The sequence below is a fragment of the Sphaerochaeta sp. UBA5836 genome (assembly GCF_002432845.1).
Classification (GTDB): Bacteria; Spirochaetota; Spirochaetia; order Sphaerochaetales; family Sphaerochaetaceae; genus Sphaerochaeta.
On the sequence record NZ_DJGW01000010.1, the window covers coordinates 17,417 to 32,729 of the forward strand.

A 15,313-nucleotide genomic window follows, 5' to 3' on the forward strand; every position below is an offset into this window, starting at 1 on the left:
CGCACATCCACCTCAAGGATATCAGGCAGCTGCAGGCAAGCTTGTTCAAGATACTCGATACTGTTCGATTTTCCGGTGCTTCCACCACTATGTACGGTCACCAATATCCTTGATCGCATTGTCTTTCCTCCACCCGCCCTTACAGCTGTTCATCATCGGATGCATGGGTGCAAAAGTCAAACTGCAGGGGTATCGAATCGAGAGCATTGATGGAAAGAGGGCTGCCTTTCGGCAGCCCCCGTAACAAACATTGTGGTGATGAAGCTTACATCAAAGGCCCAAGTTTCTCGAAGAAACTCCAGCGCTTGTGTGCATCTTCCTCAGCCTTTGCAAACAAGTCCTCGGCATTCTCAGGGTTGGTCTTGTACAGGGAAGTGTAGCGGACCTCACCCTTGATGAAGTCCTGGAAGGAGCCGGAAATCGGCTTGGCATCCCAGCTGAATCTCTTGCCTTCCTCGAGTGCGGGGTTGAAGCGGTAGAGCGGCCAGTAACCGGCTTCCACTGCCTTCTTCTCCTCAACCTGGCTGAAACGCATGTTCATGCCGTGGTTGATGCACGGAGAGTAACAGAAGATGATCGAGGGGCCCTTCCAAGCTACCGCTTCCTGCAGAGCCTTCTGGGCATGCAGGCGGTTGGAGCCGAGAGCAATGGATGCAACATAGGCGTGGCCATAGGTCATGCACATGAAGCCCATGTTCTTCTTGCCGATCTCCTTGCCGGCGTTTGCAAACTTTGCAACTGCGGCAATCGGAGTGGACTTGGAAGCCTGGCCACCGGTATTGGAGTACACCTCGGTATCGAGTACCAGGATGTTGACGTTTCTGCCGGAAGCAATAACGTGGTCAACACCACCGTAACCGATATCATAGGCCCATCCGTCACCACCGATGATGAAGACGACCTTGTCGGCGAAGTAGTCCTTCAGCTCGTCAATCTTGACAAGCACTGCCTTCTGTTCGGCATTGGCAACAGCCATTGCCTCTACAAGGGCGGCCTGGACAGCCTTCTGGGCTGCATTGGCAGCTTCGGAGGACTCTTCCCATAGCTCGAGGGACTTCTCGATTGCACTCTTCAGGGCCTCGGTGGTACCAAGGGCAAAGAGCTGGTCGATGTAGATGCGAAGCTGTTTGCGGTTGGAATCTACGGCAAGGCGCATGCCCAGACCATACTCGGCGTTGTCCTCGAAGAGGCTGTTGCCCCAAGCCGGACCATGGCCGTCACTCTGCCTGACAGTGTAGGGAGTGGTCGGGAAGGTACCGCTGTAGATGGAGGAACAACCGGTCGCGTTGGCAACAATCATGCGGTCGCCGCAGATCTGGCTTACCATCTTTACATACGGAGTCTCACCACAACCTGCACAGGCACCGGAGAACTCAAAGAGCGGCTGCTTGAACTGCAGGCCCTTGATCGAGGTCTCGGGAGCACCATCGAGTATGTCGTAAGGCAGAGCCTCGAAGAACTCGGCATTGGCGATCTCGCCGGCTTCACGCTCGGTGGCAATCGGGCTGAACTCGAGGGACTTGACCTTGGAAGGACAGGTTTCGATACACACACCACAACCCTGGCAGTCCTCGGTATAGATTTGAATCTTGAACTGGAGGTTACGGGTGTTCTTGGTGTTTGACTTCAAGGTCTTGAAGGTTTCTGGAGCGCCCTCGAGGTCCTTCGGATCGATCTGTTTTGCACGAATGGCTGCGTGCGGGCAGGACTGTACACACTGGTTGCACTGGATGCAGTTCTCAGCAATCCAATGAGGTACGAAGGGAGCAACACCGCGCTTCTCAAACTTGGCGGTACCGGTCGGCAGGGTTCCATCGAACGACATCTTGGAAACAGGAATATCATTGCCCTTCAGGTGCATGATGGGTTCCATGATATCCTTTGCAAAGTCATCGGCATCGGCAGGAATCAGGCGGGCGGGCTCGTAGCTCTTGGTAATCTTCGCAGGAATGACAACCTGGTGCAGAGCATCGCTTGCGCCGTCGATTGCAGCCCAGTTCTGCTTGACGATATCCTCGCCCTTCTTGAGGAAGGTCTTCTTGACATACTGCTTGACCAAGTCAATGGCCTCAGCCTCGGGAAGAACCTCGCTGATCTTGAAGAAGGCAGCCTGCATAACGGTATTGATGCGGCTTCCAAGCCCGGCCTTCTCGGAAATCTCGAGAGCGTTGATGTTGTAGAAGCGGATATTCTTCTCGATGATCTGCTCCTGCATCTCACGGGTCAGGTGCTCAAATACTTCGTCGGAAGGAATCTGGCTGTTGAGCAAAAATACACCACCCTTCTTGAGCGGGCCGAGCATGTCGTAGCGACCGATGTATGCGGGGTTGTGACAAGCGACGAAGTCGGCATGGTCGATCAACCACGGCATCTCGAGAGAGCTCTTGCCGAAGCGCAGGTGACTTACTGTGATACCACCACTCTTCTTGGAGTCGTAGGAGAAATAAGCCTGTGCGTTGAGGTCGGTATTGTCGCCGATGATCTTGATGGAGTTCTTGTTTGCACCAACGGTACCGTCGGAGCCAAGACCCCAGAACATGCAGGACACAACATCCTTGGGGGAGACGTTGATGGTCTCGTTGACGGGGATGGAGCGATTGGTGACGTCATCGTTGATGCCAACGGTGAAGTTGTTGAAAGCCTTGCCTGCAAGGTGGTCATACACAGCCTTGGCGTGGCTGGGGGTGAAGTCCTTGCTGGACAGACCGAAGCGTCCGCCGATTACCTTCATGTCGGTTCTGCCCATCTGGCTGAGGGCGGTGACGACATCCTGGTAGAGGGGCTCGCCGAGGGAACCGGGTTCCTTGGTGCGGTCGAGTACGGCGATTCTCTTCACCGAGGCGGGAATTGCCTGTACAAAGTGTTTTGCACTGAACGGGCGATAAAGGCGCACCTTCAAAACACCGGTCTTTCCACCCTTCTCGTTCAGGTAGTCACTGGCCCATTCAAAGGTATCGGCACCGCTTCCCATGACAATGACAATATCGGTTGCATTGGGATCGCCGACATAGTCAAAGAGGTGGTAGGCACGGCCGGTAAGCGCGGCAACCTGATCCATGTACTTCTGCACCATCTCAGGAAGTGCTTCATAATACGGGTTTACGGTCTCACGACCCTGGAAGTATACGTCCTCGTTCTGGGCGGCGACTTTCAACTTCGGGTGCTCGGGGCGCATGGCACGCTCGCGGAAGCGGCGGACATACTCTTCGTTTACCAACGGCTTGAGATCTTCATAGGTAATCTCCTCGACCTTCTGAAGCTCATGGGATGTCCTGAAACCATCGAAGAAGCTGAGGAACGGAACCTGTGCCTCGAGTGTGGCCAGATGGGCAACCACGGACAGGTCCATGGTCTCTTGAACGTTGTTTGCACAGGTCATGGCAAAGCCGGTGTTACGGCAGGACATGACGTCGGAGTGATCTCCGAAAATTGAGAGAGACTGTGCAGCAAGCGATCTTGCAGACACGTGGAAAACGGTAGGAATCATTTCGCCAGCAATCTTATGCATGTTGGGGATCATTAAAAGCAATCCCTGACTAGCAGTGAATGTGGTGGTCAAAGCACCAGCAGACAGGGCACCATGAACGGCACCTGCCGCACCAGCCTCGGACTGCATTTCCATGATCTCCACCTTCTTACCCCAGAGGTTCTTCCGGCCGGTGCTGGCCCAAGAATCAGCAAACTCTCCCATCGGGGAGGAGGGGGTGATCGGATAGATTGCGGCTACTTCGCTGAAGGCATATGCAATATGCGCTGCAGCGGTGTTTCCGTCAATAGTAACCCTTTTTTTGTTACCCATTTTGACACTCCATAAAACAGTATTTGATGCGACCTTGAAGAGGTCACCCTATGCACACACAAAAAAAAATCCTCGCAGATTTTCCCGTGAATCATCATAAACCAATAAGGAATCGATTGCAACCTTGTCCAGATTGAATTCCTTGATTAGCAGTCCTTTAGAAGTATATCAACTCTTCAGGTATTTATTTAGTGCAATATAACCGCACCCAAGCAGGAAGCAGATCCCGCAGGCAAGCAACCACAGCTGACGATAGCCGGTGTCCAACAGCACCAAGCCCCCCAAGGCGGGAGCCAACGAGTGTCCCAGGCTTGAAAACACATGCATCCAGGCATTGCACTGCGAGCGGATACGCTCATGTGCATAGACATTGAGAAACACGTTGGAATTGGTTGCCATCAGGATCTCTCCGAGGGTCCAGATGCAGGTGGCCACCAAAAACAAGCTGAAAGACGAGCAGAAGGCGTAGACCAAATAGCCGGCAACGTACAGAAACAAAGCCACTGCCATCGAAACCAATTGGCCCAACCGATGAGTCCAGGCAGTGAGCAGCGTGGTGCACACCAGAACCACCACTGCATTGACCATCATCAGCTTTGCATAGCGGCTCGCACCCAAAACATCGCCGTACAGCGAGTTGAACTGCAGCGGCAGGGTAAAGGAATTTTGGCCGTAGGTGAGGGTATACAAGGCGTTGAAGATGAAAAAAAGCCAGAGGATGGGAGGAATGTGCACCCTTGCCTGCTGCATCTCCTTGCTTGGCCGTTCTGGTGCATGCCTGTTGGGCACCGTCATAAGCAACAGGAGGGTGGATAAGGAAAGCAGGACGGCCGAGATTGCAAACAACAGCAAAAGCGAGCGGGCAAACAACAGCGATGCAACCATCGGGCCGAGCGCCACCCCGATATTGGTCCCCAGATACAGCAGGCTGAAGGAGTGGGAAAGCCTTCCTTGCGGGCTGAATTCGGCAACCATGGTATTGGTCAACGGAGCGGTTCCCCCGCGAAACGGACTGGCTGCCAGAATGAGGTAGGGGATCAGATTCGGACGGACCACCACCAAAAGGGCGCAGGAGAGATAGGAAAGACTGACCATCACCTGACAAAGAACCAGCAGCGGCTTCTTTCCCCACTTGTCGGCAGCCATGCCGATGGACATCTGCCCCACCATGGTGGCGATAATGCTCGCTGAGACAAATATCCCTGCATCCTTGGGAGAAAGACCGAGCCTGACAGTCAAAATCAGGACCAGGAGCAGCTGCACGAAGTCCCCGAATCGATTGATGACCCGGATTGCAAACAGCGCATAGATGCTGGACCCCAAGCCCTTGTAGACGGAAAACCCCGTCAACAAAGGACGGGGTTGTCGTATAGTGTTCATACCACCCTACCCAAAACAGAGGGTACGGATAGTCTTGGTCTTGGTCAACACTCGCTATGCCCGCAAGAGAAACATTTCTTGCAGCCTTCGATGTTGACAAAGGAGACATTGCCGCAGATCGGGCAGATATCGGGCTTTACGCTGGCCGTGGAAGAAGGAAGCCCCAAATCAAGCTGACCGCCATCCTCATCCTCATCCTCCTCATCGGGAAGGCGTGAAGCTTCGCGTTCACTGTCGGATGAGCCGATATGCTGCTGCAACACCTGGGCTACAGCATCAGGAAGACTCATGACACGATTCTTGCCGAAGCCCATCGACCGACCGCTGCCGATTCCCGAAAGCTGACCGATGATCGCCTGCGCCCGCTGGTCCGGAGTCAAAGGAGAAGGCATGCGCAGGATCAAGCTGATCAACCTGCCAAGCCCCTCTGCATCAGCGGCTACATCGGAACCCACCTTGGCCACATTGATGAAAACCTCAAAAATATCGCTGGGATTCGGTCCGTCGCAGTTGACCGTAATGTACGCAGTCCCAATCGGCGTAGCCTTGCGATAGGTTGTTCCCTGCAAAACGGTGGAGCGCACCCGCGGCTTGGGCTCGGTGGAGCGGGAAACCACCGGTTTCTCCTCCTTCGGCTCTTCCTTCTTGGCCGTCAATACCTGGGTGTCACGCGAACCATCGCGGTAGGTCGTACCACCCTTGCAACCCAGATCATAGAGCAGCTCGTAGAGCTTGCCGGTCTGCTCCACGGTATACTCCTTGGGAGTGTTGCCCGTCTTGGAAATCGAAGAGTCAACCCACCTCTGGATGGCGGCCTGCACCTTCACATGCCCTTCCGGGGCTAGATCCATGGCCGACACAAAGTAGGAAGGCTTCTTTTGGCCGGGATGGGCCTTCACCCAATCATCGTAGACTTTCACCCGTTCGATGTTTGTTCCCATGCGACCGGTTCTTTCCCACTCCCAGAAGTAGTAGGGCTCGATACCGGTGGAAGTATTGACCATGGTGCCGGTGGTGCCGGTGGGGGCCTGGGTCAGCAGCGTGACGTTCCTGAGGCCCTGCTTGCGCACCTTCTCCCTGAGCTCTTGGGGCATCTGCAGCATGAAGCCGCTCTGCAGCAGCTTCTCAGCATCAAAATAGGGGAAACTTCCCTTCTCTTGAGCAAGGTCGCTGCTTTCATTGTACGCCTCAATGCAGATGAACTTGTACAGCTCATCGATGAAAGCAAGAGACTCGTCACTGCCGTAGGGAAGTTCCATCTTGATCAGCATGTCTGCAAGACCCATGGTCCCCAGCCCGATCCTCCGCTCGGAAAGCTGCTGCTTCTTGTTTTCCTCGAAGAAGTAGGGAGTGTCGTCGATGACATTGTCCAGGAATCGAACTGCGTTGCGCACAGCACGGCCCAAGTCCTCGTACAGGACCTTCTTGCCCTCTACAAACCGGCTGAGGTTGATCGACCCAAGGTTGCAGACACCCCAAGGAGGAAGTCCCTGCTCACCGCATGGGTTGGTGCTCTGGATGGTGGAATAGTACCAAGAGTTCGACATCTTGTTGTAGCGGTCGATGAAGAATACACCGGGTTCTGCACTCGCCCACGCACTCTCGACAATCGCATCCCAGATTTTCTTGGCCTTTTGTGTCTGGTAGACCACAACCTTATGACCGTTTGCCTTCCACTTGGCGATGTCGCCATCCCATTCAGCGTTGTAGGCAGGGTCGGAAGTATCGGGGAAGCAGGTCTGCCAGTCGGCGTCCTTGCGAACCGCCTCCATGAAGTCATCGGTGATGCCGACGCTGATATTGGCATTGGTGATCTTGCCCATCTCCCGCTTGGAGTTGATGAAGTCAATAATGTCCGGATGCCAGACATTGAGAATCAACATCAAAGCCCCACGGCGTGAACCGCCCTGCTCAATCAGCCCGGTGACGAAGCTGAAGAGCCCGCCCCAGCTTACCGACCCACTGGAACGACCATTGACGCCTTTGACGTAGCTGTGACGGGGCCTGAGGGAGGAGATGTTCATCCCTACTCCGCCACCTCGGCTCATAATCTCGGTCATCTGTCCCAGTGAAGCAATGATGCCACCACGACTGTCCTTCGGGGAAGGGATCACATAACAATTGAAATAGGTCAGATTCTGATCCGTTCCGGCACCGGTAAGAATCCTGCCTCCAGGGACGAACTTCCAATCCTCCAGGAGCCAATTGAACTCTGCTTCCCATTTCGTTCGAACCTCCTGCTTCTCGATTGAAGCAATACCTTTCGCTACACGGGCCAGCATCTGTGCGGGTTCAATCTCAAGCGGCTTGTCCACATCCTCACGCTTGACGTGCAGGACCATGCCATCATCGAGCTTGACGGTGATCCCATCGGCTGCTTTCAGTTCGGTGACCACACCGATTTCACGCTGTCCGGTCTTGGGATTGCTCACGGCAACCACGACGTCCCCGACTTTCAGCGTCTCTTTCTTCACATCCTTCAACGCATACCGGTCAAGAAAAATCTTGCGACCCAATGCACTCAATTCATTCTTTGCTGAGCTCATGTAATCCCTCTATATATTGAATTTACGCAATTAAATATTCTCGATTCTCCACCCCGTTTTCCGAGGCCAAGCCAAAGGGTCGACCAGCGTCGACCCTCATTTACCATAGCATGGAGAAGTAAGATTGGCAAGGCATGATTACAATATTTATAGCGCTATGGAAAGTTGAATAACGCTATATATAGTGTTATATGGGTTTAATAGCACTTAGGTATCGTCTCTTGAAAAAAGTGTATCGGAAAGGACGGAAAGGGTCAAATATGAAAAAGAAAATTTGCATCAATTCCTTGCAAGTTATACCCAAGACACTTCACACCCGGCACATTGTTTCTTTCGCTGCCGGTCGGCTTCACCACAGAAAAACCCTTTGCAAAGAGACCGACAACACAACGATTTTGTCTTGGCTCTAGTGCCAAAAAGAGAGCCTTCCAAACTGGAAGACTCTCTTGATACACAATCCCGAAACAACTTTCTTTACTAGTAGCCCAGTTGCACCATGGTATCGGCAACCTTCTTGAACCCTGCAATGTTTGCACCCTTCACATAGTTGATATACCCATCAGCTTCCCTGCCCTCGGTGACACATGCCTGATGGATCTTGACCATGATGGAGTACAGCCTCTCATCGACCTCCTCGGCGCTCCAAGAGAGGTGCATGGCATTCTGGCTCATCTCAAGCCCGGAGACCGCTACACCACCGGCATTGGCAGCCTTGCCTGGTGCGAAGGGGATGCGGTTTTGGATGAAATAGGTCACCGCATCGGCTGTACAACCCATGTTGGAAGTCTCCACCACATACTTGACGCCGTTGGCGACAAGCGTCTTTGCATCCTCAAGGCTCAGCTCATTTTGGATGGCGCAGGGGAACGCAAGATCCACAGGCACCTCCCAGGGCTTCCTGCCGGCAACAAACTGGGCACCGAATTTCTTCGCATAGGGGGCAACCACATCGTTGTTCGAAGTGCGCAGGTAGTTCATATATGCCCACTTTTCCGGAGTACCCACCCCGTCCTTGTCATAGATATAGCCATCCGGACCGCTGATGGTCACCACCTTCGCACCAAGCTGGGTTGCCTTCACTGCAGCACCCCAGGCAACATTGCCGAAGCCGCTGACCGAAACTGTCTTGCCTTCCATGCTGTCGCCTTTGGCCTCAAGCATGGCCTTGGCAAAATACATCGTCCCATAGCCGGTGGCCTCGGGGCGAACCAAGGAACCTCCGAAGCCAAGGCCCTTTCCGGTCAACACGCCGGTATTCTCCCCCTTGATGCGCTTGTACTGCCCGTACAAAAAGCCGATCTCCCTCGCCCCCACCCCGATGTCGCCGGCGGGAACGTCGGTATCGGGACCGATGTACTTTTGCAGTTCGGTCATGAAGGAACGGCAGAAACGCAGAATTTCTGCGTCACTTTTCCCACGGGGGTTGAAATCACTTCCACCCTTGCCGCCGCCCATCGGAAGGGTGGTGAGGCTGTTTTTCAGGGTCTGTTCAAAACCAAGGAACTTGAGCGACCCAAGGGTTACGCTGGAGTGGAACCTCAAGCCGCCCTTGTACGGCCCGATGGCATTGTTGAACTGTACCCGGTAGCCTCTGTTCACTTGCAGGTTGCCCTCATCGTCCTCCCACTCAACGCGGAACGTATAGATGCGGTCAGGCTCGGTCATTCTCTCCAGAATCCGGTGCTTCTCATACACAGGATTGTCATTGACCACGTCGATGACACTCTCCAAAACCTCTTTTACCGCCTGAATGAACTCAGGTTGGGCAGGATTCTTTCGTTCCAGTTCTTCCATCAAGGCATCAACGCTATACATACTTGGGTTTATCTCCTTCATCTCAGCTACAATTCGTGTTGCTTGTCTAAAAAGACTAAACCCGCCATTTCAATCTGTCAATGTTTAAATTGAGTTAAACGTTAGTATTTATTTTATTATTACTCGATTGTTCAAATTATTGTATATATTTTGAATTTTTTATCAATATTATACGCACTCTGAAATTCTATTCAAAATCAGCCGCTCATGCTACACTACGTTTTATGTACACCCTCGATCCAACCTGGCTGCCCTTCAGCAACCTGATGCTGAAACACATTTACAACGTATTGCTGATCTGCAATGACTACGACCGCTTTCTGCTCGAGGAAGACGGGCGGGTGGAAGAAGAGCTGTATCTGGAGTACACCCAGCTCGGATTGAACAACCCGCCGAAAATCACCCACACAAGCAGTGGGGAGGAAGCCCTCAAACTCATCGGCGAACGCAAGTTCGAGCTTGTCATCACCATGCTCGACCTCGGACCGGAATCGGTGGAGCAGCTGGCCTCCTCCATCAAGGCCCTGGACCAGGACATGCCGGTCATAGCCCTCTCCCCCTCTTCCAGCCACCGGCGCAACAAGCTGATCAAAGGTTCGGACTGCCAGGACATCGACTACTTCTTCTATTGGCAGGGCGACCCGACCATATTCCTTGCCATGATCAAGTTGGTGGAAGACCGGATGAACCTCGACCACGACACCAAGGAAGCCGATGTACAGGTGATCATCCTGGTTGAGGACTCGATTCGTTTCTACTCATCCTACCTTCCCATGATGTACACCTGCCTCATCCAGCAGAACCGCTCTGCAATCCTGGAGGCGCTGAACAACTGGGGTAAAACACTGAGGATGCGCGGACGGCCCAAGATTGTGCTTGCAAGGACGTACGAAGAGGCAATGCAGCTGTACACCACCTACCGGCATAATATTTTAGGAGTCATAACCGACATGTCCTACCTGCGAGGCGGAGAGCAAGACAAGTATGCCGGACTCGCCCTCACCCAACAGATCCTCCAACAGGATCCGGAGATACCGGTGTTGGTGCAGAGCAGCGATGCAAACGCCCGTGACATGGCACAGGACAACGGCGCCCACTTCATCTGGAAAAACAGCTCTTCGCTGTTGTTCGAACTGAACAGGTTCATGACCAGCCATTACGGCTTCGGCCCGTTCATTTTCCGCAATCCAGAGAATATGGAAGAAATCGCCCGGGCCGAGACGATGCGCGACCTGCAGCGAATCCTCCCCTCCATTCCCGAGGAAAGCTTTGATTTCCACTGCCGCCGCAATGAGTTCTCCCGTTGGCTCAGGGCCCAGAGCCTCTATACCCTGGCAGCAAGAATCAAGGGTTTGCAAATACCGCAACAGGGAAGTGCCAAAGAGGTGCAGAGGGAGCTCATCGAGATCATCAGGACCTATCGAAGCGAGCGGACCAAGGGTGTCATCGCCCAGTTCAGCAGAAACAATTACGATGAAACACTCTTCTTCAGCCGCATTGGCGGAGGCTCGCTCGGCGGCAAGGGCCGGGGCCTTGCGTTCATCGACATGGTTCTCAGGGCGGCGAAGCTGCAGGACAAATACCCCGAGGTCTACCTCTCCATCCCCCGTACCGTTGTGGTGACCACCGATCAGTTCACCCAATTCATCGATGAGAACAACCTCAAGGACATCACCACAGCCGACCTGCCTGATGAGACGCTGCTCAAAATCTTCCTCTCCAAACCGTTGCAATCCGATTTGGTGCTCAACCTTGCAGAAATCATCCAGGTCATCCACCAACCGATTTGTGTACGCTCTTCCAGCCTGCTCGAGGACTCCCACTACCAACCCTTTGCCGGAGTCTATGAGACTTGCATGCTCCCCAATCGAGGCGACGACCAGCGGCGACTGGAAGAGCTGTGCGATGCAGTACGAGCGGTATGGGCCTCCACCTACTTCAGGAGTGCAAAGGAGTATCTGAAGGCCACCGAGCATATGCTGGAGGATGAGAAAATGGCGATCATCATCCAGCAGGTCATCGGCAGCGAGCACGGCTCGTACTGGTACCCCAACATCAGCGGAGTCGCACGGTCGTTGAACTACTACCCGCTCGGCGGAGAGAGGCCCGAGGACGGGGTGGGGATGCTCAGCTTCGGCTTCGGCAAATCGGTGGTGGACAACGGATCGGCCCTGCGGTTCTCACCCACCCATCCCAAGCGCCCGGCCCAGTTCCTCGGGGGAGACCAGACAAGCAGCCAGCATATGTTCTATGCGCTGAACCTGGAACATGGCTATCATCCCTTGGAAGAGGGAGGGCTGGAGAATCTTGAGCTCCTGGATCTCGATGAGGCCCTCAAGCATCCAGAGTCGCTGAAGTTCATTGCAAGCACCTTCGACCTGCAAAGCGGGACACTCAGCGAATCGGTACGGGCCGAGGGACAGAAAGTCATCACCTTCAACGGGGTGCTCAAGTACGACGCATTTCCTTTGGCAAGCATCGTCAAGGATGTCCTGACCCTGGGGACCCAGGCGATGGGCAAACCCGTTGAGATTGAGTTTGCCGTAAACCTCAACCGTAAAGCCCCCAAGAAACAGGAGTTCAGCCTCCTGCAAATCAGACCCATCGCAGCAGGAAACGAAGAGAGCGACGTCGCAATCTCCGTTGAGGAGAAAGAGGCGGCAGCCATCTACTCAACCGTCGTGATGGGAAACGGAAAAATCGAGGACATTCAGGATATCATCTATTTGAAGGTAGACAGCTTCGATGCCTCACACATGAAGGATATGGCAAAGGAGTTGGACAAGCTCAACGCCCAGATGGTGCTTGCCGAGAAGGACTATGCCTTGCTGGTTGCAGGCAGGCTCGGATCTTGCGACCCGTGGCTCGGAATCCCCGTCACCTGGTCGCAGATATCACGATCGAAGGTGATCATTGAAACCGGGCTCAAGGGTTTTCAGGTCGAACCAAGCCAAGGAACGCACTTCTTCCAGAACATGACCAGCCTGGGGTGCATGTACCTGACCATAAACCCCGACCGCCGTTCAGGGAGGCTTGATCTTGAGAAACTGAAACAGCTGGAGATCTATGACGAGACCGAGCATTTCGTGCATGCCCGCACCAGCGGGAATCTCACCATAAAGGTGAATGGATTCAAGGGAGAAGGAGTGGTGCTGCTGCCTTAGCCGACGTTGTGTGCCGCCTGATAGCCTGAAATCCAGATTGCGGTATGCTCCCTGACTGCTTCGACCGCTTTGTCGGCATCCCGATCCATGATCGCCTGATGCAGCCTCTGGTGCACCTCGGCTACCCCGACATGGATGGGGTTGATCGTCTTGGTGAAGAGCTCGATGACAAAGTTGTAAATATTCTCCACGATGCTGTTGTGTGAGAAACGGGCGAGCAGCCGATGATAGCGCAAGTCCAAGGAGCCGGCATGCTGGGCCGAGGCATCGGGTTTTGCCAACTCGGCCTGAAACTTCTGCATCGTCTGGTCGAGCAGGGCAAGTTCGTCGTCGCTGACACTCTCGATGACAAGCTTCACAATGCCTTCCTCAAGCAGCTGCCTGACCTGGGTGAGGGACTTGTAGTCCCTGTCCTGGACCAGGATCTGAAAGAGCTGGGGGTCGAACAGGCGTTTGTTGGAAGCGCTGGAGACGTAGGTCCCATACCCCTGCTTGATCTCCACCACCCCGTACGCTGAAAGAATCTTCAGTGCCTCACGCACCGTACCCCTTCCAACCTTCAGGCTCTCTGCAAGGGAAATCTCATTGGGAATCATATCCCCAGGGGTGAGTTTTTGTTCGATCAACAGGGCCTTGATCTTCTCAATCACCCCTTCAACCGCAGAAGGCCGGGCCTCGCGGACTGCGAATATGTCTTCCATGAGAAAGCACCCCCCTAAAGATTAGCACACCTATCATACCAACACCTTCGCTCGAAAGCAAGAAAGGCCGGGCTCAGTCCTTGTAATCATCCCGCGAGGGGGCAAAACATTCAATCAGCTCGGTATCCTCAAGGATATCCGAACCATGGGGATCGTTGGAGGCGAAGTAGTAGGCATCACCGGCATGCAAGTCCAAAATCTCCCCGTCTCCCTTGATGAAGTGGATATGACCCTTTATCACAATACCGCTTTGGCTCTGGACATGGGTGTGAAGTTCAAGCTTCGAACCCTTTTCGAGGTAGAAGTAACACATCATAGTGTCCTTGTCATAAGTAAGGGTGACCCGATCAATCCCCTTCGCCCTGCTGACCCGTGTATCCGTAGAAAGACTTCCCCGATGTTTCTTTTCCAGCATCATGCATTTCTCCTGCGTTCGGCGATCAGGGCGAGCAGCTCATTCCAGCCTTTCTGGAAGGAAGTCCTGAACAACTCAACCCCGCCGTAGTCGTAGTACTCATCCACCTGCATCCCGTCGACCTCCAAGGCCCGCCCATAGTCGGGAAGCCGATCTTTGAGAATCTGCATCTCTTCTTCACTCAAATTGTCTTCGATGCGGCTGACTACCAGGCCATCCGCCTCGATAAGCGTATCGGCTGTTCCCTTCCAGTTGATGGTGATATGCAGGTCCCCGCCGACCAGTTCGGTGAAGTCCTCCAGCTTGCGGGCGCCTCCTCCGATCATGATACCGGGGTAGTTTCGGCTCTTCAGCAGCTCATACTCTTTCTTCGCAATGGAAAGACCGGCATATTTGACCAGTTTCTCATCGAGCTTAAGATTGTTCGCCTTGATGACCCGCTTGAAGTGGTCGTCCAGGATACCGGTGATGTGGGTGACAAAAAACGGAGGGGTGTTGCCGCTCTCGCTGCTCGCCTTCTGATACTCCTCGCAAATGGAGACAGCCTGGGAGAGACCCATCACCTCGGTGGCCATGGTGGGAATATTTTTTTCAACCATCACCCGTATGGCTTCAATCCCCCAGGTAGTCACCGGAATCTTGATGCAGACATTCTCACCGATCTTCCGGTTCTCCAGTCCCTCCTCAACAATGAGGGCGGTATCGGTTTCTGCAAACGGATCTCCTTGGATGGTCACCAAACCTTCCCTGCCCCCGCTTTTCTCATACAACGGCAAAAACAAGTCTGCAAGGCGGGCAACCATCATCTGCTGCACCTTCGAAGCTACAATCAAGTCATTCTTCTCATAGGGCAGCAGCAGGTCTATCGCCCTGTTCACCACTCGCAAATCCTCTTCACTGCCGAAGAGCTTGGAGACATAGCTTGGGTTGGTGGTACACCCTATCGCCCCCGCCTCGATGGCGAGCCTGGCTTGCTCAAGGGTGGGATTGTTGATCCAGAACCTCGTCGGAGTCTGCTCATGCACACGGTGAAAATAGGTTTTCTTCATTTGTTACCTCGAAGCAAATACAAGATTGGGAAGCCACAGGGAAATCTGCGGAACATACGTGAGGACGATCAGGGCGACCAGCAGCGATGCCAGATAGGGAAGTACTGCCTTGAAGACTTTTCCTACGGGCAACCCAACGATGGGACTGAGCATGTATATGCTCATTCCCACCGGCGGGGTGATCATGCCGATCATCAGGTTGAACACCATCACCAGACCGAAGTGGACAGGATCCACCCCTGCAGCCACCAGGGGAGGCAGGAGAATCGGTGTCAGGATCATGATGGCGGCGGTAGATTCCAAGAACATGCCGGCTACCAAGAGAATTACGTTGGAAAGCATCAGAAGGATGACGGGGTTGTCCGAGATACCGAGCATGAGGGAGGAGACCTGCTGGGGCATCTGTTCAACGGTGAGCACCCAGGCAAAGATGGCCGCCGAGGC

General features: G+C 53.9%; 9 protein-coding genes. 1 reads left to right on the forward strand and 8 read right to left on the reverse strand.

All coding sequences use genetic code 11. From position 1 onward, the window contains the following. Positions 1 to 265 precede the first annotated feature (265 nt). The 4 genes from nifJ to gdhA form a co-directional block, all read right to left on the reverse strand. Positions 266 to 3,799: a pyruvate:ferredoxin (flavodoxin) oxidoreductase gene (gene nifJ, locus B3F49_RS00780; RefSeq protein ID WP_293908558.1), complete on the reverse strand. Its 3,534-nt coding sequence runs from the start codon at positions 3,797 to 3,799 to the stop codon at positions 266 to 268. A gap of 168 nt (positions 3,800 to 3,967) precedes the next feature. Beyond that, positions 3,968 to 5,179, reverse strand: coding sequence for an MFS transporter (locus B3F49_RS00785; protein ID WP_293908559.1), 1,212 nt, complete (start codon positions 5,177 to 5,179; stop codon positions 3,968 to 3,970). Between the two features lie 44 nt (positions 5,180 to 5,223). Then, a complete protein-coding gene (locus B3F49_RS00790; protein WP_293908560.1) occupies positions 5,224 to 7,725 on the reverse strand; it encodes an adenosylcobalamin-dependent ribonucleoside-diphosphate reductase in 2,502 nt (833 codons plus the stop codon). 477 nt (positions 7,726 to 8,202) lie between these two features. Further along, positions 8,203 to 9,540: an NADP-specific glutamate dehydrogenase gene (gdhA, locus tag B3F49_RS00795; protein ID WP_293908561.1), complete on the reverse strand. Its 1,338-nt coding sequence runs from the start codon at positions 9,538 to 9,540 to the stop codon at positions 8,203 to 8,205. A gap of 224 nt (positions 9,541 to 9,764) precedes the next feature. Between gdhA and B3F49_RS00800 the strand changes: the two genes are divergently transcribed. Beyond that, positions 9,765 to 12,704, forward strand: coding sequence for a PEP/pyruvate-binding domain-containing protein (locus B3F49_RS00800; RefSeq protein WP_293908563.1), 2,940 nt, complete (start codon positions 9,765 to 9,767; stop codon positions 12,702 to 12,704). On the opposite strand, the gene B3F49_RS00805 is transcribed toward B3F49_RS00800, so the two are convergent. The 4 genes from B3F49_RS00805 to B3F49_RS00820 all read right to left on the reverse strand — a co-directional run. Further along, complete coding sequence (locus B3F49_RS00805; RefSeq protein WP_293894303.1) at positions 12,701 to 13,405, reverse strand: FadR/GntR family transcriptional regulator; 705 nt, start codon at positions 13,403 to 13,405, stop codon at positions 12,701 to 12,703. The genes B3F49_RS00800 and B3F49_RS00805 overlap by 4 nt on opposite strands. 73 nt (positions 13,406 to 13,478) lie before the next feature. Further along, on the reverse strand, positions 13,479 to 13,823 hold the full coding sequence (locus B3F49_RS00810) for a cupin domain-containing protein (RefSeq protein ID WP_293894301.1): 345 nt from the start codon (positions 13,821 to 13,823) through the stop codon (positions 13,479 to 13,481). After that, on the reverse strand, positions 13,820 to 14,869 hold the full coding sequence (locus tag B3F49_RS00815; RefSeq protein WP_293908564.1) for a transaldolase family protein: 1,050 nt from the start codon (positions 14,867 to 14,869) through the stop codon (positions 13,820 to 13,822). The genes B3F49_RS00810 and B3F49_RS00815 overlap by 4 nt, the downstream gene beginning before the upstream one ends. A 3-nt stretch (positions 14,870 to 14,872) precedes the next feature. Next, positions 14,873 to 15,313: TRAP transporter large permease subunit (locus B3F49_RS00820; protein WP_293908565.1), on the reverse strand; the 441-nt coding region annotated here is incomplete at its 5' end.